General features: G+C 47.8%; 19 protein-coding genes and 2 pseudogenes. 19 read left to right on the top strand and 2 right to left on the bottom strand.

From position 1 onward, the window contains the following. Positions 1-77 precede the first annotated feature (77 nt). Entirely contained in the window at positions 78-1007 is a 930-nt protein-coding gene (locus HNR77_RS17455; protein ID WP_184186982.1) for a helix-turn-helix transcriptional regulator, read from the top strand. A gap of 182 nt (positions 1008-1189) precedes the next feature. Here the strand turns inward: HNR77_RS17455 and HNR77_RS17460 are convergent, their stop codons facing one another. Next, on the bottom strand, positions 1190-1525 hold the full coding sequence (locus tag HNR77_RS17460) for a winged helix-turn-helix transcriptional regulator (protein ID WP_184186985.1): 336 nt from the start codon (positions 1523-1525) through the stop codon (positions 1190-1192). 105 nt (positions 1526-1630) lie between these two features. Here HNR77_RS17460 and HNR77_RS17465 point away from each other — a divergent pair, with 105 nt between their 5' ends. The 3 genes and pseudogenes from HNR77_RS17465 to HNR77_RS17480 all read left to right on the top strand — a co-directional run bounded on the left by HNR77_RS17465 (position 1631) and on the right by HNR77_RS17480 (position 4967). Continuing rightward, positions 1631-2011, top strand: coding sequence for a RidA family protein (locus tag HNR77_RS17465; protein WP_184186988.1), 381 nt, complete (start codon positions 1631-1633; stop codon positions 2009-2011). A 78-nt stretch (positions 2012-2089) separates the two neighbouring features. Further along, positions 2090-2717, top strand: a pseudogene (locus HNR77_RS30810) (carbohydrate deacetylase). Between the two features lie 915 nt (positions 2718-3632). Next, positions 3633-4967, top strand: a complete 1335-nt coding sequence (locus HNR77_RS17480; RefSeq protein ID WP_184186997.1) for a cohesin domain-containing protein — start codon at positions 3633-3635, stop codon at positions 4965-4967. A 101-nt stretch (positions 4968-5068) separates the two neighbouring features. On the opposite strand, the pseudogene HNR77_RS17485 reads toward HNR77_RS17480, so the two are convergent. Further along, positions 5069-5488 (bottom strand): annotated as a pseudogene (locus HNR77_RS17485) (transposase); the annotation flags it as partial. 13 nt (positions 5489-5501) lie between these two features. On the opposite strand from HNR77_RS17485, the gene HNR77_RS29960 reads away from it, so the two are divergent. The 15 genes from HNR77_RS29960 (at position 5502) to HNR77_RS17555 (ending at position 23007) form a co-directional block, all read left to right on the top strand. Continuing rightward, entirely contained in the window at positions 5502-5648 is a 147-nt protein-coding gene (locus HNR77_RS29960) for a hypothetical protein (RefSeq protein WP_221443893.1), read from the top strand. Positions 5649-5800: 152 nt separating this feature from the next. Further along, positions 5801-6508: a PspA/IM30 family protein gene (locus tag HNR77_RS17490; protein WP_184187000.1), complete on the top strand. Its 708-nt coding sequence runs from the start codon at positions 5801-5803 to the stop codon at positions 6506-6508. Positions 6509-6549: 41 nt separating this feature from the next. Continuing rightward, entirely contained in the window at positions 6550-7581 is a 1032-nt protein-coding gene (locus HNR77_RS17495) for a TFIIB-type zinc ribbon-containing protein (protein WP_184187002.1), read from the top strand. 23 nt (positions 7582-7604) lie between these two features. Next, positions 7605-8375 carry a TPM domain-containing protein gene (locus HNR77_RS17500; RefSeq protein WP_184187167.1) on the top strand — a complete coding sequence of 257 codons (771 nt, stop codon included), beginning with the start codon at positions 7605-7607 and terminating at the stop codon, positions 8373-8375. Positions 8376-8396: 21 nt separating this feature from the next. Continuing rightward, complete coding sequence (locus HNR77_RS17505; protein WP_184187005.1) at positions 8397-9434, top strand: SPFH domain-containing protein; 1038 nt, start codon at positions 8397-8399, stop codon at positions 9432-9434. Between the two features lie 828 nt (positions 9435-10262). Further along, complete coding sequence (locus HNR77_RS17510; RefSeq protein WP_090924289.1) at positions 10263-10490, top strand: DUF896 domain-containing protein; 228 nt, start codon at positions 10263-10265, stop codon at positions 10488-10490. A 159-nt stretch (positions 10491-10649) separates the two neighbouring features. Continuing rightward, on the top strand, positions 10650-11609 hold the full coding sequence (locus HNR77_RS17515; protein WP_184187008.1) for a ring-cleaving dioxygenase: 960 nt from the start codon (positions 10650-10652) through the stop codon (positions 11607-11609). Between the two features lie 74 nt (positions 11610-11683). Next, the gene (locus tag HNR77_RS17520) at positions 11684-12772 is read left to right on the top strand and encodes a low temperature requirement protein A (protein WP_184187011.1); all 1089 of its coding nucleotides are present in this window, start codon (positions 11684-11686) and stop codon (positions 12770-12772) included. A 197-nt stretch (positions 12773-12969) separates the two neighbouring features. After that, entirely contained in the window at positions 12970-15753 is a 2784-nt protein-coding gene (locus tag HNR77_RS17525) for a glycoside hydrolase family 3 C-terminal domain-containing protein (RefSeq protein ID WP_184187013.1), read from the top strand. A gap of 192 nt (positions 15754-15945) precedes the next feature. After that, a complete protein-coding gene (locus tag HNR77_RS17530; protein WP_090924244.1) occupies positions 15946-16137 on the top strand; it encodes a hypothetical protein in 192 nt (63 codons plus the stop codon). A 400-nt stretch (positions 16138-16537) separates the two neighbouring features. After that, positions 16538-17560, top strand: a complete 1023-nt coding sequence (locus HNR77_RS17535; RefSeq protein WP_184187016.1) for a sialidase family protein — start codon at positions 16538-16540, stop codon at positions 17558-17560. Between the two features lie 96 nt (positions 17561-17656). Next, entirely contained in the window at positions 17657-18409 is a 753-nt protein-coding gene (locus tag HNR77_RS17540; RefSeq protein WP_184187019.1) for a copper homeostasis protein CutC, read from the top strand. Between the two features lie 330 nt (positions 18410-18739). Continuing rightward, positions 18740-20206, top strand: coding sequence for an alpha-L-fucosidase (locus HNR77_RS17545; RefSeq protein WP_184187022.1), 1467 nt, complete (start codon positions 18740-18742; stop codon positions 20204-20206). A 1-nt stretch (position 20207) separates the two neighbouring features. Then, positions 20208-22031 (top strand): glycoside hydrolase family 35 protein, encoded by a 1824-nt coding sequence (locus HNR77_RS17550; protein ID WP_184187026.1) that lies wholly within the window; start codon positions 20208-20210, stop codon positions 22029-22031. Between the two features lie 109 nt (positions 22032-22140). Then, on the top strand, positions 22141-23007 hold the full coding sequence (locus HNR77_RS17555) for a sugar phosphate isomerase/epimerase family protein (protein ID WP_184187170.1): 867 nt from the start codon (positions 22141-22143) through the stop codon (positions 23005-23007). Positions 23008-23028 lie beyond the last annotated feature (21 nt).

A 23028-nucleotide genomic window follows, 5' to 3' on the forward strand; every position in this document is an offset into this window, starting at 1 on the left:
TATGCTGAAAATACCGTCTTTTTATTGCATTTCATGCTAAAATAAAATCAGGCATGATCAAGAAAGGAGGCATATCCATGACATCGTCGGTTCTGTCATATGAGAAGGGATATGCGATCCAGGTGAACCAGCCGGGTGATCCACTGTTCTATCATCTGGATTACGACGAGCGCTCGCATGATCTCAATATGGAGTTTCAGCATTTTCACGATTTTTATGAAATCTGCATTCTGTTGGACCGCAGTGCGGCACATATTATTGAAGGCAGTTTGTACGAGATGCAGCCCTATGATATCGTTCTGCTCCGGCCTTCCTTGCTGCACAAGACCCAGTATCCTAAGGGCTTACCGCCCAAAAGGTTAATGATCAATTTTGCTATGCCTCGCAGCTTGCCTGGACTTGAGAGCGATTACAGCGAGCTGTTTAACCTGTTTCATGCGCAGGTTCCGATCTTTCGCTTCTCGGAGGAGCGACGGAGGGAAATCCTCGCGCCTATAAACGATATTTTTGCGATATCACAGCATCCTTCACCTATTCAGTCGGTGGCTATACATCATAAATTTGTTGAGTTTCTATGTGGCCTTCATCGTTACGCGGCAGAGAATGCTTATGTACGTGAGGAAACAGGCTCGTCCATGTCAAGGCGTATGTATGCCATTGCATCGTATATTCACAGCCATTATCAGCAGGAGCTGTCACTGGACGAGGTGTCCAGACGTTTTTATGTGAGTGCTCATCATTTATCTCGCCAGTTTAACAAAGTAACAGGCTTTACGTTTACAGAGTACGTGCAGATGACCCGGATTCGTAATGCACAGCAACTGCTGCTGCATTCCAGTGAGAAAATTACAGATATTGCTGCCCAATGCGGCTTCGCCAGCTTTTCGCAATTCAACCGGATTTTCAACAAGCAGAGCGGTATGTCACCGAGTGCTTATCGCCGAAGCAGACCCGCTCAGGATGAGCGTCAGTCGGTGTTTGCAGGGGCAGGTCAGAAGGTGAACTGAGCGAAGCGAGCAGGTGTAGCGCATAGAGCGTCTGAACGGGGTAAACGAATAGAGTGAGGAAGCCTCACGCCAAACAGGAAGAGTCAGCTGCCAAGAAGGGAGCTGACTCTTTGTCACACAGGAGTAGTGGGGAAAAAGCAGTTCCCTATGAAAATGGAAGATAACAGGGTTGCTGAAAAGGTTTAACGATTCTGTGTACCCCACTCGCACAGCTGTTCCAGTACAGGTAATAGCGTCTGTGCTTTGGGTGTCAGTGAGTATTCTACCTTGGGAGGAATTTGCGGAAACTCCTTGCGTATAACCAATCCATCGGTCTCCAGCTCCTTGAGCTGTGCACTTAAAACCTTGTAAGTGATCGTTCCAATTTGCCGCTGCATTTCATTGAAACGAACGGGTTGTTTAGCAGCTAACAGATATAAAATGATCATCTTCCACTTCCCACCGATGACTGACATGGTGTAGCCAAAAGGTGTATCTTGAATAGCCATATTCTCGCTGTTTAAGTCGGATATGCCCATGTTTACACTATCCTTTCAGATAGTACCTATCATCATTGTGCGTACTATCCTAATCTTTTTGCCCAGTCTATACTAGCCTTAATTCAAAGTAAAGGGGCTAGGAACATGACCACCATTCAAACATACAATCACCATCTTTGGGATCATGGTATCTCTCAGGGCTACTGTGTCGACAACACCCTATATATCTCAGGACAATTTTCTCACAATACAGAAGGCAGCTTTGTTGGAGAGGGTGATATTCAGGCACAAGTATTACAGACATTAGAAAATCTGGATACCGTATTAGCACAGTTTGGTGCAACGAAGTCTAATCTTGCATATGTTGAAATATACTTGACCCGGGCGCAGGAGCACGGGGAGGCTGCCATTGAACTGTTCAAACAATATGTTGGCGAGCATCGGCCAGCAGGCAGCCTGATTGGGGTGAATTATCTGGCGTTTCCAGAACAATGGGTAGAGATCCGAGCCGTTGCTAAAATATAAAAGGGATGTGCCTCAATCCATCCTCTGATCTATTGCATTTAATATGGGAGACAGGTGAGAGAACGGAGCGATCACGTCATGAAATATTTGATCATCAATGCCGATGATTTCGGTCTGTCACCGGGCGTGAACCGAGGGATTGTTGAGGCATATCAGGCTGGAGGGATCAGCAGCACGACGCTAATGGTGAACATGCCCGGCTTTACAGATGCCGTAAGGCTGGCACGCTTGCATCCAGGACTGGGGGTGGGTCTGCATTTTAATCTGACCTATGGTCGACCTGTATCTGATGTGAGGCTTGTTCCGTCCCTTGTTCAAAAGGACGGCTGTTTTTTTTCCGATTAGCGAGAACAGCAGTAGGGAGCGGAGCGAGATCGAGATTGAACTGTCAGCCCAGTGGGATCGGTTCATTGCCTCAGGCTTGCACCCGACACATCTGGACGCACATCATCATTTGCACCAGGTTTTGCCGGAAGTATATGAAGCTATGGCACAGTTAGCAGTCAAAGAAAACATTCCGAACCCAAAGTTTCAAAAGCTAGTGAAGAACCTGGGGCTAGTGAAATCCTTGATCCGAATGAATCAACGCATTCGAGGTGAGATGACCATGCTTTCTGAGTTGTTTTCAACGTCTCCATCGCAATGTCCAAACCGAGTGAAGCAGAGACTTCATAAGCTAAAATCTCATTCGTGTCAGCATTTTTAATGGTCGATAGGTAGGCTCGCTTATTTTTCCTATACGTTAAATACGTGATGTCCGTTAATAGCACCTTGCCTGCAATCCCTTGCTTAAAAGCTCGCTTTAACGTGTTAGGACAGGTTCGATGCTCCCTAGTCGCTTTTACGCTTTGATCATCTTGTTCCTGTTTTTTACGATGTAACCTAGCATCTTCGCTACAATATTGCTAATAGCCCGAACGTGAAACTCCAGCAATTTCACAAAGAACATGCACCTTGCGGTGGAAAGAGGATGTATGCATCATCTGTTGAATCAGTTCGAATTTTTGCCACGTACTTAGTTTGGATGTCTTTTTTCTCATCTGCCTTCGAGTTGATCGAGCTTTTTTTAAAATTCACTCTTCGCTTCAAGGTATTTCATTTTTTCTTCCAACCGGGCGTTTTTTTCTTCAAGACTTAATTCACGGGTCAGAGGACGGACTGAGGCGTGTTTTCTACCGTCAGTTAATCAAGCAGGTCCTTGTTCTCAATAATCAGTATGATTTTGTAGTCTTCATATGCTTTGGTACATCTCTCTATTTTTAACAGCTACTAAAATGGCATATTTATGTATAAATGGTGTAATAGATATTAGTTTCCCTTAAACAGAAATTAATGTTTAGACGTAACTGAAATATTGGAATAAAATTATCAGTGCTCACGCTGTAAGAGACTATTTTGAAAAGTATATTTTGTTTTACAAATCTAGGAATAAATTATTCCTGTTGAGGAAGGAGATTATCGGTGCCCTATAAGACCCTTTAACTAACTGTTTTAAACTAAAAAACGGAATAATGATTACTTTGATTCTAGGTGTTTTCTTTAGTTTGATGAATGGATTTCCATAGAAAGTGGATTATTCGTTATCGGGCCTAAGAAATAACATTTCTATGAGGTGAGAATGATGAAAAAAATGTTCTTGATTCTTCTTTTACTAATAGTTGCATTACCAGTAAAAAATGCTTCTGCCTTTTCGGGTGGTTTGCTAAACGGTTTAGCAAGCTACAATCCTTATGGTAATGTCACAACAACCACTGATGGTGATGCATCAACGTATTGGGATTTGGTAAAAACGTCTGATGCTGGGGCGAGTGCTCCTACATATAAAGCAGGTTTAGCTTATAAATTGACCGGATCAGATAGAATGACAGTAAGTAGCTATCGTTTAAAAGCTACTGGAAACTTCATTATGTATATGTACAATGCGGCAGGAAGTGAAATAAGCAAGCAGACAATAACAGCAGATGATACAGTACATACAATTGCTACAGTACAAAATGTACGTCAGATATCTTTGTTCAATTCATCATCCACAGCTGTAGCGCGCGTATATGAATTTGATGTATTTGGTACTGCTCATGATTTGACGGCTCCAAAGGTGCCGACAGATCTTATAGGAAATGCGAATGATGGTGAGGTCATCTTGAATTGGAATGCCAATAGCGAAAGTGATATAGCGGGCTATAGAGTTTATAAAGATGGGATACTATACACTACGGTTACAACTCCAACAGCAACAGTGACAGGGCTAACTAATGGTACTAATTATACATTTTCAGTATCTGCCATTGATAATGTAGCTAATGAATCGGGTAAGGCAAACATTGTTTTAACACCAATTCAGGATCCAAAACCAATACTAAAGCCTACTCTTGATGTGGTCATCGTTCCCGAGAAAATAGGTTTAGGTCAAGAATTCACAGCGGACATTTCTCTCAAAAACGTAAAGGATATCTATGCTGAGGACTTTGAATTAAAGTATGACAATGAGCACCTACAATATATCGGATTTGAAGAAGCAACTGGCTATAAAGTCTACAATAAACCAGTTGATCAGAATGGTGCTTTACGTTTTGTAATAGCTAGTCAAGGAGAAGAATACGGCATAAGCAAAGATACAATTATTCTAAAACTTAAGTTTAAAGCTAAGGCTATTGGAACTGCTGTCGTCGATTCAACCAAAGGAAGGGTAGCAAATACTGAAGGGGAATATGATTTGGACAAAGAGAATTGCTTGGAAGACAGTATCATAATAGAAGCATCAGACGTCAACAAATCAGGTGAATATACTCTTGTCGACCTTGCTATTGATGCTAAATATTTTAAGTATTTAGCGGCAGATGTTGATCCATCAAAATACAACTCACAGCAGGCTGGAGATGAATACGTCAATGATGATGACTTGCTGTTTATCGTTGAACAAATTCTAAATAATCCTGACTACCTCCCGAACATCTAATACTATGATATACAATGGGGCTGTCTCAAAAGCCCTTAAAAAAAACACACATCGGTGAAAAGAATGAACACCGATACGTCCAAAAAGGACAAAGTAGAGGCTCATCCTGCTTTGTCCTTTTTACGTTTTTCCGTCAGTGCGGCTTTTTTGAGTAAATTGTGGACAAGGCAAAGCCAACCCACCTCCAGGCTTACTTTTTGCAAGCCGCGAAGCAGGAATCTTCGAAATCCCCGATTGTTTTTCATTTGCCCAAACACGCTTTCAGGCTCAATCATTCGCTGAACGGAAAGGGTATATCCTTCTTCGCTTCGCAGACGTTCTCGCATCTCGTTTTTTTGCCGCATGTAGGTCAGGCTGATGGCAATTTCCCGTTCACCTTTGGCTTTAGTGCATGTGGCTTTCAGGGGACACTGGCTGCAATCTTCGCTCAGGTAATGATGTGTCCGAATCGTGTAGCCACTCTCCGTCACCGTCCGGCTTTCATACTGAAAATGTAACGTTTGTCCTGCCGCACAGGTCCACGTAACATGTAGAGTGCTGTGGAGTGAAGGACGCCCATGTCTGGAGTATCAGCAGGAGGACGATGTTGCAGTGATCACTGAATATGTTCAGATGACATATGGGGTGCAGCTGCTGGATGTATTTTTCACAGCGGTAGAGCGTTTGCCTGAGGAGACCTAGCCGGAGCCGGAGCTGTCAAAGTGCATGGAAGAGTTATTTCTATTGGGAGAACGAGACAATGGTGGCGTGTAATCGTATGAAAAATGAAACGTATGCCGTCCTATTCATGTATTATAGTATACATATGAACACACCCGAAGGAGGAACGATTAATGGGAATCTTATCGAGGTTTAGAGACGTGATGAAAGCAAACGTGAACCACATGCTTAGCAGGGCAGAGGACCCGGAGAAGACGGTCAATGAGTATATGCGTAGTCTGAGCAGTGACTTGGGACAGGTGAAGGCAGAGACGGCAGCGGTGTTATCGGATGAAAATCGGGCAAAGCGGGCACTGGATGAGTGCCAGGCTGAGGTGAACAAGCTGCAGCGTTATGCGGAGAAATCCGCCGAGTCGGGTGATGTAGACAAGGCACGCAGTTTTCTGGAGAAAAAGGTGAAGCTGGCGGATAAACGCAACGAGTTGCAGGCGGCTTACGACCGGGCATCGGCTAAAGCACAGATGATGAAACATATGAACGACAAGCTCGTTGCTGATCTGGAAAAGCTGGAAGCGAGACATGCCGAGCTGAAAGGTCGAATGGCAGATGCCAAGGCACAGCAGCAGTTAAATGAACGGAATGTGTCTGCGAGCCGTGCGGAATCCGCGTTTAAAGCGATGGAGGATCAAGCGAATCAGGCTCTGAATGAAGCGGAAGCATTGGCTGAGCTTCGCGCGGGTACGCAGGAGGACGATCTCGACGAACTTATTGCACAGCTGGAGCGGGATATGAATGCAGATGCGGGTAATAAGCAGAGTGAGCAACGGACTCCAAGCGCGGACGAGGAGCTGGCAGCGATTCAGGAGAAGCTTGGGAAATAGAGGGAAAGCCAGACATTTGATTTAGACATGGAGGTGAGCAGATGCCGGTAGTAGAGTATAAATGTCCGAACTGCGGCAGTGGCATGATCTTTGACAGTGTATCCGGTGCATTGTCTTGCCCGAGCTGCGGAAGAGAGGACAATATTGAACAGCTCCCCGATCCGATGAAGAGACAGGTATTCACGGAGGATGAGGTGAAGGAATACCACTGCAACAGCTGCGGAGCAGATATTGTTACCGAGCCGGAGACGAGTGCAACGACATGCAGCTTCTGCGGTGCGGCGGTCGTTCTGAGTGATCGGCTGACGGGCAAGCTGGCCCCGGCGATGGTGATTCCTTTTTCCATCAACAAGGAGCAAGCGAAACAGGCATTCAAAAAATGGTGCAAAAACGGTCTGCTCACACCCGGCGGCTTCATGACCGCTGATCGAATCCAGAGCATTACCGGCATCTATGTACCGTTCTGGCTGTATGATTTACATAACCGAATTGAAGTCCATGCTCAGGGCACCAAGGTCAGGTCCTATACGCAGGGTGACTACCATTATACAGAGACACAGCATTTTGATATTTATCGTGAAATTCGGTTGGAGTATGTGAATCTGCCTATAGATGCGTCCGAGAAAATGAATGATGAGCTGATGGATAAGCTGGAGCCCTTTCCCTACAATGAATTGAAATTATTCAAAACCCCTTATCTGGCGGGATACATCGCGGAAAAATACAGTTATACCGAAGACGAGCTGCTTCCCCGAGCCAAGGATAAAACGAGATCTTATATTGATTCATACATTGCGTCTACCGTCTCGGGATATACCAGTGTGAGCTATACGGATAAACAGATTGATACAACGATGAAAAATGCAGATTACGTGCTGCTGCCGGTATGGATGGTGAACTATAATTACAATCGGAAACAGTATACCTTTGCGATGAATGGACAAACGGGTAAAGTGGTGGGCAAGCCACCGATCAGCAAAGCCAAAGTAGCAGGATGGTTCACAAGTGTTTCTGCGGTCTCGTTAATATCGCTGAAGCTGGTGTCCTGGATGATGGGAGGCGGATTCCTGTGATTAAAAAAAGGCCTCTGAGTGCCATGGCTGCGCTTATTGTACTTATAGTGACCCTGTTCGTTCCGATCTTGCCGATGTCATCGGCATCCGCAGCGGAGAACAAAAATCTCATCTATGATGAGGCCAACCTGCTCAGTGAGCAGGACCGTAATGAATTGAATGCACTGGCGAATCAGTATTCGGCGGAGCGGCAGACAGACCTGATCATTTATACGACCAACAACGATGAGCATAAGGATGAGAAGCTGCTGACCGAGGAATTTTATGATGATCGGGCACCGGGATATGACAAGCCGCATGGCAATACGGTAATGCTTACGTTAGACATGTACAATCGTAAAGTATACGCTGCAGGTTTTTATAAAGGTGAAGAATATGTTGATAACAGCAGAGTTGATAAAATTACAGAAAAAATAGCTCCGGACCTGACAGACGGTAATTATCGAATGGCTTTTGAAAAGTTTCTGAATCTGTCGTATGAATATTTGGACCTCAAGCCTGGGGTAAATCCAGATAATATTCTTTTTAAAACATGGTTTCAAGTGGCTGCATCCTTGGCTGTTGGTGGCGTTGTTGTTGGAGTGATGATGTATCGCTCCGGGGGACGTGTGACGGTGAACCGTTCAACCTATGAGGATTCCAGCAACTCTCATGTGATTGATCGTCAGGATCGATATATTCGAACAACGGTCACGAAGACCAAAATCGAGAAGAACAACAACAACGGCGGAGGCGGCGGTGGAGGTACAACCGCGGGTGGACATTCACACAGCGGCAGCAGCCGGTCTTTCTAAATTGAAGGGATGGGATCGAGTATGGGATTTTTCAGAAATCAGTTTTCCAACGTGGTGGAGTGGGAAGAATTCAGAGATGACATGATCTTCTGGAAGTGGAGCAATCGCGAGATCAAGAAAGGCAGTAAGCTGATTATTCGCGCAGGGCAGGATGCGATCTTTCTGAATAACGGCAAGGTGGAAGGAATTTTTGAAGACGAAGGTTCCTTTAATATTGATTCAGAGATTATTCCGTTTCTATCTACGCTAAAGGGCTTCAAGTTTGGATTTGACAGTGGTATGCGTGTTGAAGTCCTGTTTGTAAACACAAAAGAGTTCACCGTACGCTGGGGCACGCAAAGTCCGGTGCTGATTCCGACACCGCAGCTTCCGGGCGGTATGCCGATTCGGGCGAACGGGACGTTTAACTTCAAAGTGAGCGACTATGTGACGCTGATTGATAAGGTTGCGGGCATTAAGCAGAGCTATCTGGTGGAGGATGTCAAAATCCGCATCACATCGGTGCTGGATCAGCTGCTGATGAAATGGATTAGCCGTGAGGGTAAGGATATGTTTAATTTACAAGCGAATGCTTCGGATATTGCACGCGGTATTCAGGAAGACCTGGATATGCAGATGATGGATATCGGAATTGGCATTACCGGCTTCCAGGTGATGAGCTTCAATTATCCGCAGGAGATACAGGATATGATCACCAAAACAGCCTCGCATGAAATGATCGGTAATCTGCAGAAATATCAGCAGGTGAGCATGACGGATGGCATCTCATCCGGTAAAGTGCAGGGCGGCGGCGCGGCCTCGGATATGGCGGGCATGATGATGGGCATGAACATGGCGAATGAAATGATGAAAAACATGAACCAGAATAATCCAAGCTCGAATAATCAAAACCAAGGTCAAAACCAAAATAATCCGAATCAAGGTCAACAACAAAATAACAATGCGAGTGCGTCTCACTCTTCCAATACTGATGGCAAGAAGCCAAACTTCTGCCCGAACTGCGGCGCTAAAAATGAAGGAGCTAATTTCTGTCCGAACTGCGGTCAGAAGCTGGGCTAGAGATAGGGTCACACCGATGATCAGGCTTTAGTTATATAAATTGAACTAGAGAAACGACATGAAGCCGATCAACTGTCCATGATTGTTAAAGAGCGCTGTTGCTGTAATGAGGCAAGAATTCCAGCCTTGGCAGGCTGCTCAAGTCGAAGATGGAATGCTAACGATTCCTACGGAGCTTATTTGCCCTGAATCGGGGCCATTTGAAATCTAACGATCTCCAGGTAGCTTATTTCATTCAAAATTCTGAAAAATGAGCCTGATCAGGCTCATTTTAGCAAAATAGCGTCTCTGGGGATCGTTAGAATTTTCCAAAGCCCGAATATGCCGAAATAAGGCCTCTCCTGATCGTTAGCGCTCGCAGTGAAGGGTGACGGTCTGGCAGATTTGCACTAACCACGGGGCGATATTTGACTAACGTGCCTGGATTGATGAGCATATCGGAGTGGATTGTGCATATTCTTTAGTTCAACTTATCTAGTATTGGAGTTGCTATTGGATTGCTTGTGTAGATCATCTGTAGTTTACGATGGTTACGGATCGAGAGCAGTCTCGATTGAAGAAAGGGATATGTTGAAGGGTTAGTTCTCCAGGAGCTATATAACTGTGGGCTAACCCTTTTTGCTTTGAACCTATAATGAAGCGAGATGTTCGAGCAAGGGTAAAGCACTTTTTTACAAAAACAAAGTGTTGACATCCGATCTAAAATCATTTATCTTTATATTAAGATATTTAATTTGAATACAACACAGAATAGTGACAGCAACCGCAAGGCAAGAATATACTCAAATAAATATCTTTAATCCATGTACAGGAGGAGAGGTCCAGATGATGATTCCAACATTGACGCGAATTAATGAGCTCGCGCGAAAAGCGAAAGCGGGTGGATTGACGGAGATGGAGCAGGCAGAGCAGACTCGCCTTCGGCAGGAATATCTGCAGACCTTCCGTGGTTCAGTCAACGACATTTTGCTGAATGCGACCATCTATGATCCAAACGGCGATGACGTGACTCCAGATAAATTGAAACAAGAGCAGGCTTCCAGACAGAATCCATAGAAGGACTGCTCGGAAGATCGGAAGATAAACACTAGTGCGGATTAGGCATTATCTCTGCACTAGTTCTACAGATCATATATCTTAATTTAAAGATATTAATATAAATAACTTATAAAAATTGCGATATCAACGAACATACAATCCAAGGAGGAAATAATCATGAACATTCAAACAACAGGTATCCACCACATTACGGCTTTCGCAGGAGATCCACAGGCCAATGTTGACTTCTACGCAGGAGTTCTGGGGCTTCGTCTTGTGAAAAAAACGATAAACTTTGATGCACCGGATGTATACCACCTGTACTTTGGAGATGAACACGGCAGCCCTGGCACAATCATCACCTTCTTCCCGGCAGCAGGTTCACCTCGAGGTCAGATCGGCGGCGGGCAGGTTGGCATCACTTCCTATGTCATCCCACCAGGCTCAATGAACTTCTGGCAAAATCGTCTGGAAGGCTATAATATCGAAGTAACCAGAACCCAGCGCTTTGATGAAACGCTGCTGCAATTCGAAGATAGCGAAGGTTTGCGTCTGGAGCTGGTTGAACGGGAAGAGGGCGCAGCCAATACGTGGGTGCAGGAAGGCATCCCGGCTGAACATGCGATTAAAGGTTTCGGCGGAGCTGTACTGTTCAGTGTGAACCCGCAGCGTACCATGGATGCACTTGAGCGCATTCTCGGATTTGTGAAAGTAGGCGAAAATGAAGAGTTTGCCCGCTTCCGTTCCATCGGTGATATCGGGAATATTGTGGATGTACCCGTTACCCGTGTGCCGCTGGGTATGGGCGGCTCAGGAACTGTGCACCATATCGCATGGCGCGCGGTGGATGATGCACAGCATGCACAGTGGAGCGAGGCTGTGCGTGACTACGGATACCAGCCAACCCCGGTGCGGGATCGTCAGTATTTCAACGCGATTTACTTCAGAGAAGCAGGTGGTATACTGTTTGAGATCGCAACTGATCCTCCGGGCTTTGCAAGAGATGAACCGGCTGAAGCGCTGGGACAGAAACTGATGCTGCCGGAATGGTTCGAGCAATACCGCACTCAGATTGAGGATAATTTGCAGCCGATCCAGGTGAGAACACTCACACCTGCAACAGCTATGACTGAGTAAAAAGGTAAATAAGATGTGCCCGGAGCACGTTCTCTGGGCACATCATGAATTTTAACCCAAAGGAGCATTGAGGGATGATGGAGAAAAAGGTCACCTGGCTGGAGCTGTTCTATGATTTGCTTTTCGTCGCGGCAGTCTCCAAAGCAGGCCATGTGCTGCTGCATGCCGAGCATGGCGTAATTACATTTGAATATCTATTGAAATTCGTGCTGATCTTCATCCCGGTATGGTGGGCATGGGTGGGGCAGACCCTGTTCATTAACCGCTATGGTCAGGATATTCTGAGCCACCGGATTTTCCTCATCCTTCAACTGCTGTCCGTACTGGTGATGACGGCGAGTCTATCCACTCATTTTGACGAACACTATCTGGCCTTCTTTATTGGATATATCGGTTCCAGAGCGTTTACCGCGATTCAGTATCTGACCATCCACAAGTCGAAAAGCAAGCATCAGCAGCAGGCTGCCCGTTTTCTGGGCCTGTCGTTTATCATTGGCATCGTGATCTCATCCGGCTCCTTGTTCTTTGATTCATGGGTGCGTTATGTGATCCTGTACGCGGGAATCGCTGTGGATATTATTTTACCGCTGCTTGGTCGTAAAAACCTGGTCAAAGTGCCTGTGCAGACACATCATCTGCTGGAACGTTTTGCCCTGTTTACCCTGATCCTGCTGGGAGAGTCTGTGGTAAGTATTATCGCCGTATTGTCAGCGGATCATTGGGACCTGCCATCCATTCTGTTTACCGTCTTCACATCGTTGTTTGTCATTGCTATGTGGTGGCAGTACTTCGATAACGTGGAGAAAAAGGTGAGCAAAGAGATGCAGACAGCCGGGCAGGCCATCATCTACGGTCATCTGTTTATTTACATCTCGATGAGTATGATCGCCGCGTCCATTCAACTGCTGTACCTGAATCAACTGAACTATGAGTTTATGCTTGCGTTTGTGTTTGGCTCGGTGCTGCTGTATTTCCTGTCAACGACGCTTGTGTTCCATCGCTACAGACACCCGCATCTTCGCCTGGGTCCACGTCATATGGTAATTATGGTGGGATTGTTAGCTGTCTTTGTGGTGGTGGATCTGATCTACCGTGTTCCCGCATATGTCATCATGGGTGAGGATATGCTGTTCTTCCTGGTGTATGCGAAGCTGACGACCTGACCTGTGCTTATATAAAATAAGAGAGCCGCGAACAGAACGTGTTCGTGGCTTTAGTATTTGTTATATGAACATAAATATTTCTCATATATTTTCATACCTGCAATCTGTTAATATGAGACTATGTACAAGTAAATCTGCCATATTCACGAATTTCGTTATTATACAGATATGGGGATGAACAATCAGGAGGGAAATCATTGAGTACAAATCTAATTGGTGTTCCATTGGAAGGGTTTTCAGAATTTAGCCGAACGGTAGCTGCAGAAGGAGCCGTTTTACTTAAAAATGAAGGACAGGTGCTTCCGCTTCGCAACTCCGAAAACGTTTCAGTTTTTGGCCGAATTCAAGTGAATTATTATCGCAGCGGCACAGGGTCAGGCGGCAGTGTGCACGTCGCTTACACAACGAATCTGCTGGACGGACTGCGCAGCAAACAGAACATCACCGTTAACGAAGAACTGGCGGCTATTTATGAGAAGTGGATCGAGGAAAATCCGTTTGATGATGGCGGGAAGGTCTGGGCAGCCGAGCCGTGGAACCAGAAGGAAATGCCGCTTACAGATGAGCTGGTGGCACAGGCCAGAAGACAATCGAGCAAAGCAATCGTGGTGATTGGACGCACCGCAGGGGAAGACCAGGATAACGCAGATGCACCCGGAAGTTATCGTCTGACCGAGGATGAGAAGGCGATGCTGAAGCATGTGACGAACCATTTTGAACATACGATTGTCGTTCTTAACGTCTCGAATATTATGGATATGAGCTGGCTGAACGAAACGGTTCTACATCCCATTCAAGGTGTAATCTACTCCTGGCACGGGGGCATGGAAGGCGGTAACGCCATCGCGGACGTACTCGTGGGAGACGTGACGCCAAGCGGTAAATTGACGGATACGATTGCTTATTCTATTGAAGATTACCCGTCCACAAGCAACTACGGCAATGAGTTCAAGAACCTGTATCAGGAAGATATTTATGTAGGTTATCGTTTTTTCGAAACGTTTCGACCTGAAAAAGTACAATTTGAGTTCGGTTATGGTCTGTCTTACACGACATTTGCGACTCAAACCGAGGAAGCTCGAACGGTTACCGAGAACGGGGAGACGTTGATCGAGGTTCGAGTGAATGTAACCAACTCTGGCACGACTTATGCGGGTAAAGAAGTAGTTCAGGTGTATTATGAAGCACCGCAGGGAGAGCTGGGACAACCGGTGAAGGCGCTCGCGGCTTTTGGCAAAACAGGACTGCTGCAGCCCGGCGACTCCGAGCTGTTAACGATCCGCTTCCCGGTTCATCGCATGGCTTCCTATGATGATGCGGGTGTGACGGGACATGCTTCTGCCTATGTGCTTGAAGCGGGAACATATCGTCTGCACGTGGGTACGAGTGTGAAGCAGGTGCAGCATGTTGGCATCGATGGCCAGGAGGGTTATGTTGTAGACAGCCTTCAGCTGGTGGAGCAATTGCAGGAAGCAATGGCACCAACGGAAGACTTTACACGGTTGAAACCGGGCGCACGCAAGCCAGATGGAACCTACAAGCTGACTTATGCAGCTGTACCAAAACGCAGCGTGTCCATCGCGGATCGCATCGCACAAAACCTGCCGCAGACGCTGGAGCAAACGGGCAATCAGGGCTACAAGCTGAGCGACGTGAAGGCGGGTAAAGTCAGTCTGGAGGCTTTTGTAGCTCAGCTGAGCGATCAGGATTTGGCAGCGCTGGTGCGCGGGGAAGGCATGAGCAGTCCGCTGGTTACTTCGGGAACCGCCTCGGCTTTTGGTGGCGTAAGCGACAGTCTGTTTGGCTATGGCATTCCAGTGGCTTGTACGGCAGACGGCCCATCCGGTATCCGTATGGATAGCGGGGAGAAGGCGACACAAGTTTCCATCGGTACGCTGCTGGCGGCAACGTGGAACGCAGATTTGGTAGAAGAGCTGTATGTGATGGAAGGACAAGAGCTGCTGCGCAATCAGGTGGATACCCTGCTCGGACCTGGACTTAACATTCGCCGTAGCCCGCTGAACGGTCGTAACTTCGAATATTTCTCGGAAGATCCGCTCATCTCGGGAGTATTTGCCGCGGCATGTACGAAAGGTATTATGAAAGGCGGCTCCAACGCCACGCTGAAGCACTTTGCCTGCAACAACCAGGAGAAACACCGCAGCAAGGTCGATGCTGTTGTTTCCGAGCGTGCCCTGCGTGAAATCTATCTGAAAGGGTTCGAGATCGCAGTCAAAGAGGGTGGAGCGAACTCCATCATGACCTCTTACAATCCGATCAACGGACACTGGGCCGCGTCCAACTATGATCTGAATACCACCATCCTGCGCGGAGAATGGAACTTCGACGGCATTGTGATGACCGACTGGTGGGCCATTATGAACGATGTAGCAGAAGGCGGAGAAGCAGATCGCAAGTTCACGAACTGGATGGTTCGGGCACAGAATGATCTCTATATGGTTGTACCCAACTATGGTGCAGAGATTAACGGCTGGGACGACAACACGATTGAATCATTGGAAAATGGAACCCTGACCCGCGGTGAGCTGCAGCGCTCCGCGATCAACATCTGCAAATTCATTATGAATGCGCCGGTATCCTCACGCAAACATGAGATTGTAGAGAACGTGGCTTCATTTCAGGCCAATGCGTCCCTATCCGCTTCAGACGCTCAAGTGCTGGCTGAGAATGCACAGGTGAAACCTGAGGTAGCAGGGCCTGTGTATATGAAAGTGGATGAAGCAGGCCAATATCGGATTATTGTGCAGATCATGTCTCCAGAGCCTGAGCTGGCACAAAGCGCATGTAATGTGCTGCTGAACGGTCAGCTGGCAACAACGATTCAAACGAATGGTACAGAAGGGAAATGGATCAGACAAAAGCTGGTGAAAGTACAGCTGGAAGCCGGACTGTATGAGCTGAAGCTCGACTTTACCAAACCGGGCTTGCAGATCGACTGGATTGAGTTTAAACAGGTCTGATATAGATGTGTTTGACCTCTCCTTGAGGTCGGGCTGACCAAAGTGGTCTTCATTCTTACTTATCCAGGCTGGTTTAATAACAGAGGACACTGCTTGCGGTGTCCTTTTGTTGTAACCGGAGAAGCGGACTGTTATGATCAAGGTACGGGATCGTGGAGAAATCGAACAATGGGGTCAGGGGTGTGGTAATCAATGAAAAGATACAATTATTTAAGTCCGATTCTGCTAATTGTTGTGGCGTTGATCGTCCGGGGGCTGGTCACGAATGTGTGTATGCTGTTTGGACTGTCTCAAGAAGTATCCAGCAATATAGCCATGCTTGCGATGATTATTGTGGCTTTGATTATGTTTAACCGAATGACAAAAGCCCGGCGTAACAAGTAGATGTGAGTGTATTAATATGTGTTGTGCAAGTTGACTGGAAATATGAAAGCCCTTTAATTTAACAAGGTGTAAAACACGGATACTGGAAACAGATGATCAAGACGGAGCAGGGATTTTTTCTGCCTCGTCTTTTTTTATTTTTCACAGGATTGCTTTTTTACTTTCAGAAGGGAGACATATTATTTATAAAATGGCATTGAGAGAACGCTCTACAGGTATTGACGGGAGTTACCTAACGTTTTAGACTGATGGTATATTTAAATAACAAAATAAATAACAAAAATAACAAATGCGAAATCGAAATCTGCAAAAGGAATGAAGCATAAAACTGTAGAATCGACCACACGGATCAACGATGAATGACTGTATTCATGATTCCATCTCATCAGGAGGCCCGCTTATGAAGATTGATGCTGATAAACAATATGTTTTTCGGGAAGGTCAGCCGTTTCAGAGCAGTCATGGTTCTACGGTGGCGGTGCTGCCATCGGGTGTTGCTATTGTGGCGTGGTTTGCAGGACTGCATGAGAAGTCGAGCGACACGGCCATATGGATAGCGGTTCAGGAGCAAGGAGGTTCATGGTCTGCACCGCGTAAAGTGGCGGATGAAGAAGGCGTTGCGCATTGGAACCCGGTGCTGTATGCACAAGGCAGTTCACTGGTACTCTTTTACAAGGTAGGGCACGAAATTACACATTGGCACACTCGCTTCGTACGCTCGGAGGATGGCGGGCAGACGTGGACTGCTGCTCGTGAGCTGGTATCTGGTGATGTGGGCGGTCGCGGTCCGGTGCGTAATCATCCTGTGCAGCTGGCGAGTGGAACGATATTGGCGCCAGCTTCTATAGAACGTTTGGACCCGGAGATGCCGGGCAAACAGGTGTGGGAAGCCTTTGTTGATATTTCAATGGATGAGGGCAGGACATGGACCAAAAGCGCATCTGTGCCGATGAATTTATCTGTTTATGTAGGGGCCGAGCATTGGTTTGCAAAAGGTCTGATTCAGCCTGCCCTGTGGTCTGGTTCGGATGCTGAACATGTACATATGCTGCTTCGCAGCACCGAGGGAGGGATTTACCGCAGTGACTCGGCGGATGGCGGGTACACGTGGTGTGAAGCTTACCCGACAGAGCTGCCAAACAACAATAGCGGCATTGATGTCACACGCATGGAGAGTGGCTTGCTTGCGCTTGTTTACAATCCGGTTAGCGGATATTCAACGGAAAGCCCCCGGACGCCGCTGGTGGTTGCTTTTTCGAATGATAATGGTGAGACCTGGGGGCATGAACGGGTGCTGGAGGATGAACCGGGAGAGTATTCTTATCCTTCCATCGTATCTCAAGGACAAAGTCTGTACATTACGTATACGTGGAAAAGAGACCGGGTTGCGTTCTGGAAACTGAACGTTCAATTATCGGAATAAGGAAGGACCGCAGAGACGCTGAGCAGGCGTTTATTCGGTCCTTTATAGCGTGGTTTGCTGGATGTTCTATGTTGATCAACGTAAGGAGGTGTTTCTATGAAGAAGCAGTCTAAAAGACAACCCATATTAGAAGTCATTGCTACAGACACAGCAGATGCCCGAGCGGCAGAGCAGGGCGGGGCCGATCGTATTGAGCTTGTAGCGGCAATGACCGAAGGCGGGCTTACACCCAGCTATGGTGTGATTGAACAGGTTGTAGCAAACATTTCGATTCCTGTGTATGTGATGATTCGCCCTCATAGCCGCTCGTTCTGCTATAGCCCGGACGATATTCGCGTGATGACGCAAGATGTACGTGTGGCCAGAGCACTGGGAGCGGCGGGGATTGTGATTGGGGCTCTGACAACAGAAGGAAAGGTGGATCGGTCATGCTTGCAACCTTGTCTGTCCGAAGCCAAGGGGCTGGGTGTGACGTTCCATCGCGCCATAGATGCAAGCTCAAACTTGCCGGCAGTGCTGAAGAACCTAGGCGGTATCCATGATGCGAGTGAGAGAAATGTTGTCGAGCGGGTGCTTACATCGGGAGGAAAGCCAGCAGCACCCGAAGGTCTGCCTGAGCTGAAGCAGCTTCAGGAGCTGGGACAGATGCTGAACATCGCTGTTATGGCGGGATCGGGTGTGACCATTGAAGGCATTTCAGACATCGTGGGTGCAACTGGCATAACCGAAATTCATATGGGATCAGGTGTGCGCCGAGTAGGCAGCTTCCAACAGCCTGTTGACGCACAGCTTGTTACCGAGGCCAAAGCACGGCTAATACGTGCCGTGCAGCAGTTGGAGTCGCTCTAGCAGTAATAGCGAACAGAAACATGAATGACAGAACGACAAAGGCCAGGGGAGAACGATGAATTAAACATGGGATGATCCATGTAAGTATAGATAGCTTCTATTATAAGTTTAACTATTCATTTACACGTTAACGGAGGGGACAGAAAAAACCTGAAAAAGCGGAGCGGTCGCCTTTATCACCGGATTTTCCCCTTTACAAAAGGGAATCAAAAAAAATCTGGGGATAACAGCGATTGGAAGGTTATTCTGTCATCGGAGTGGTGTGTGTAAAATCTTTAGTTCAATTTATATAGTAAAGCAAGGCATATGCACACAAGGGAGTGAGAGTTCATGAGTTCAACGCAATCACCAGCCGATTGGATCAAAATGGCGGCACAGGTCAGCCCATCAGAACGGCAGTTAAGATGGCAGGAGATGGAGTTCTATGCGTTTATTCATTTTACCGTGAACACCTTTACAGATCGGGAGTGGGGCACAGGGGAGGAGAACCCGGCGATCTTTAACCCTTCCGAGCTGAGTGCGGAGCAGTGGGTGGCGTCCTGCAAGGCAGCAGGCATGAAGGGACTGATTCTGACGTGCAAGCATCATGACGGATTCTGTCTGTGGCCGAGCCGTTATACAGACCATACCGTTGCTGCGAGTCCCTGGAGAGAGGGCAAGGGTGATCTGGTGCAGGAGGTTGCGGACGCCTGCCGTGAAGCTGGCTTGAAATTTGGAGTATATCTCTCTCCTTGGGATCGCCATGAAGCTTCATACGGGGATTCGGAGCGGTATAATACATTCTTTCTATCACAGCTGCGCGAGCTGCTTACGAATTATGGCGATATTTTCTGTGTGTGGTTCGATGGGGCCTGTGGAGAGGGGGCGAACGGGAAAAGGCAGGTCTATGATTGGGACGCATATTACGCGCTCATCCGTGAACTTCAGCCGGAGGCTGTCATTTCAGTGTGCGGCCCGGATGTCCGCTGGTGTGGTAATGAAGCGGGACATACGCGGGAGTCGGAATGGAGCGTTGTCCCTGCGCATATGCAGGATAATGAGAAGATTCAGGAGCAGTCCCAGCAGGTGGATGATGGAGAGTTTGCCAGAAGAATTAATACACAGGACAGTGATCTGGGAAGCCGGGATGTTATCCGTAATTATGCTGACAAGCTGGTATGGTATCCAGCCGAAGTGAATACCTCGATTCGCCCAGGGTGGTTCTATCATGCTCATGAGGATAATCAGGTCAAAACACTGGAAGAGCTGCTCTCCGTATATCACGGTGCCGTAGGTGGCAATGCCTGTTTTCTGCTGAATCTGCCGCCAGATCGACGTGGGTTGATTCATGAAAATGATGTCCAGCGGCTGAGCGAGCTGGGCTTGGCGCTGCGCGCAACGTTCAGCGAGAATTTGGCTGCAGGTGCGCAGGCAGCAGCTTCGGAGACGATGGACGACGCGCATGGAGCATCGATGATACTGCATTCAGGTGAACAGAGAGATGTCTATTGGTGTCCGCCCGAAGGGACGGAGCAGGCATGGATTGAATTGCTTTTGCCGGAAGAACGGACATTCGACCGTGTAATGCTGATGGAGCACATCCAATCAGGGCAGCGGATTGAGCGATTTACGCTGGAGGTGTGTGAAAGGGATGGTCTGTGGCGGGATATATACGCTGGAACGGTCGTGGGGTATAAGCGCATCTGCTGTTTTCCCAAAGTGACAGCCCGCCGCGTCAGGTTAACCATTCAGGAGTCCAGATGGTATCCAACATTATCGACATTCAGCATACATAACAGTAAGCGGGAGGGCGTGTGAGATGACGGTGCTGAAATATCAGGGAGCGCAGTTCTTGCTGGATGGCAAACCGATTCAGCTTCTGTCGGGTGCCATTCATTATTTCCGAGTTGTGCCGGAATATTGGGAAGATCGGCTGTTGAAGCTGAAGGCCTGCGGGTTTAACACGGTGGAGACGTATGTGCCGTGGAATATGCATGAGCCGCAGCCGGGAGTGTATTGTTTTGAAGGCATGGCCGATGTGGAGCGGTTTATTCAGCTGGCAGGAGCGTTAGGTCTGCATGTAATCATTCGCCCGAGTCCATATATCTGTGCGGAGTGGGAGTTTGGCGGCTTACCGTCCTGGTTGCTGGCAGATGACAACCTGCGGTTACGCTGTACCGATCCAGCGTTTCTGGCGCATGTGGATCGGTACTATGATGTGCTTTTGCCCAGATTAAAACCGTTTCTGAGCACCCATGGCGGGCCCGTTATTGCCATGCAGATTGAGAATGAATATGGCAGCTTTGGCAATGATGTGGGTTATCTGAGCTATTTGCGGGATGGCATGGTACAGCGTGGGATCGATGTATTGCTCTTTACCTCGGATGGACCCACCGATCATATGTTACAGGCCGGTTCGGTGCCTGGGCACTTGGCAACCGTTAATTTTGGCTCAGGTACGGAATGGGCATTTGCCAAGCTGCGTGAATACCAGGGAGAAGAACCGCTAATGTGTATGGAATTCTGGAATGGCTGGTTTGATCACTGGGGCGAACCTCATCACACCCGGGAATCGGCAGATGTAGCCGAGGTGCTGGAGGAGATGCTTGAAGCTGGCACGTCGGTGAATTTTTATATGTTCCATGGCGGTACAAACTTTGGATTTTATAATGGCGCCAACTGTCAGCAGAAGCATCAGTATGAACCGACCATCACAAGTTACGACTACGATTCGCTGCTTGGTGAGTCGGGTGAGCCGACAGCCAAATTCTACGCTGTGCAGGACGTTATTTCACGATATCGTCGTTCGAAAGAACAGGCGAATGGATCTGAATCGAAAAATATTGAATCTAAAGAGGAAGATATGGCCTTGCCAGAACCCATTAAAACGGCCGCCTATGGCAGAGTGGAGATGACGCAAAGGGCAGCGTTGTTCGAGCAGTTGGCTGCGCTGGCTGTACCGATGCAGCGTACCAATCCCGAGCCGATGGAGAAGATGGGGCAGGATTATGGTTTTATCAGCTACCAGACACGCATATCCGGACCAAGAGAGCGGCAGGAGTTGGTGGTTCAGGAGGTGCGAGACCGTGCCTTGGTGTATGTGGATGGGCGGCTGCTAGGTGTTCTTGAACGTGGGAACGGGGGAGCGACCATATCATTTGAAGTCCCGCCGCAGGGTGCAGACCTGCACATTCTCGTTGAAAATATGGGGCGAATCAATTACGGTCCGTACCTGAGAGACCCGAAGGGCATCACGGAAGGGGTGCGGCATGGATTTCAGTTTTTATATGACTGGACCATTCACTGTTTGCCGATGCGTGACCTTTCAGGTCTGAGATTTACGGAGCAGCAGCACTTCATGACGGCAGATGCAGCAGACACACCATTTTTATATAAGGGCAATCTCCAAATTCAGCACAAAAGTGATGTAAAGGATACATTTCTGCGTCTGGATGGCTGGACGAAGGGTGTTGCATATGTAAACGGATTCAATCTGGGGCGCTACTGGAGCATAGGGCCGCAGCAGACGTTGTATGTACCTGCGCCGCTTCTTCGCCAAGGAGATAATGAGATTATAGTATTCGAACTTCATGGAACAGCTGATGCAGCTGTAATGTTCGTAGATAAGCCGGATTTGGGCTAGAAAAGGAAAATTGTTGAGCCATGCGATTATTGGCAATTGCCCAGAGTGCTGGAAAACGGTATACGTTGGGTATGGACATCCATCACAGGAGAGGGAGAGGATGAGCAAGATGAAAGTTGGACTTAGCACGTACAGTTTACAGCAAGCTTTGGATCGTAAGGAGCTGAGTGTGCCGGATGCCATTCGTTGGATTGCCGAGCAGGGCGGTCAACATGTGGAGATCGTGCCGATGGGCTTCAATCTGATTGACAATCCAGAGCTAATTGAAGAGATCAAAACGGCTGCGCAAGAGGTGGGCATTGAGCTCTCCAATTATGCGGTTGGTGCAAACTTTGCTGTTCAAGAGAGTGCCGAGGCGGTGGAGCAGGAGATTCAGAACGTTATGCGTCATGTGGACGTGGCGGCAGCTCTGGGGGTGAAGCTGATGCGGCATGATGTGGCTTTCCGGCCTGCAGCCGAAGGAACAGTAGCTCAGTTTGAAGCAGACCTGCCCGTACTGGTCAAAGCATGCCAGCGCATTGCCGATTATGCGGCAGGTTTTGGAGTTACGACAAGTGTGGAGAACCACGGATATTATGTACAGTCGAGCGAGCGCATCCAGCGTTTGCTGTATGAGACGGGGCGGGAAAATTTCAAAACCACACTGGACATCGGTAATTTCCTCTGTGTCGATGAAGATCCGGTGAGTGCGGTGAAAAATAACATCCCTTATGCGTCCATCGTGCACGCCAAAGACTTCTACTGGCGGCCTTCTACCCGCAATCCTGGTGAGGGCTGGTTCCAGACCTCCCACGGCAATTATTTGCGCGGAGCCATTGTGGGTCATGGCGATATCAACATGCCTGAGGTATTCCGCGTGCTGAAGCAATCCGGGTATGACGGTTACATCTCGATCGAATTTGAAGGGATGGAGCACTGTCAGACCGCTTCGCGGATCGCCATGGACAACGTGCGTCGTTTGTGGGATGAGGCGTAAACCGAGGTAGCATCGGCCCTT

The sequence above is a fragment of the Paenibacillus sp. JGP012 genome (genome assembly GCF_014203995.1).
GTDB lineage: Bacteria > Bacillota > Bacilli > Paenibacillales > Paenibacillaceae > Paenibacillus > Paenibacillus silvae.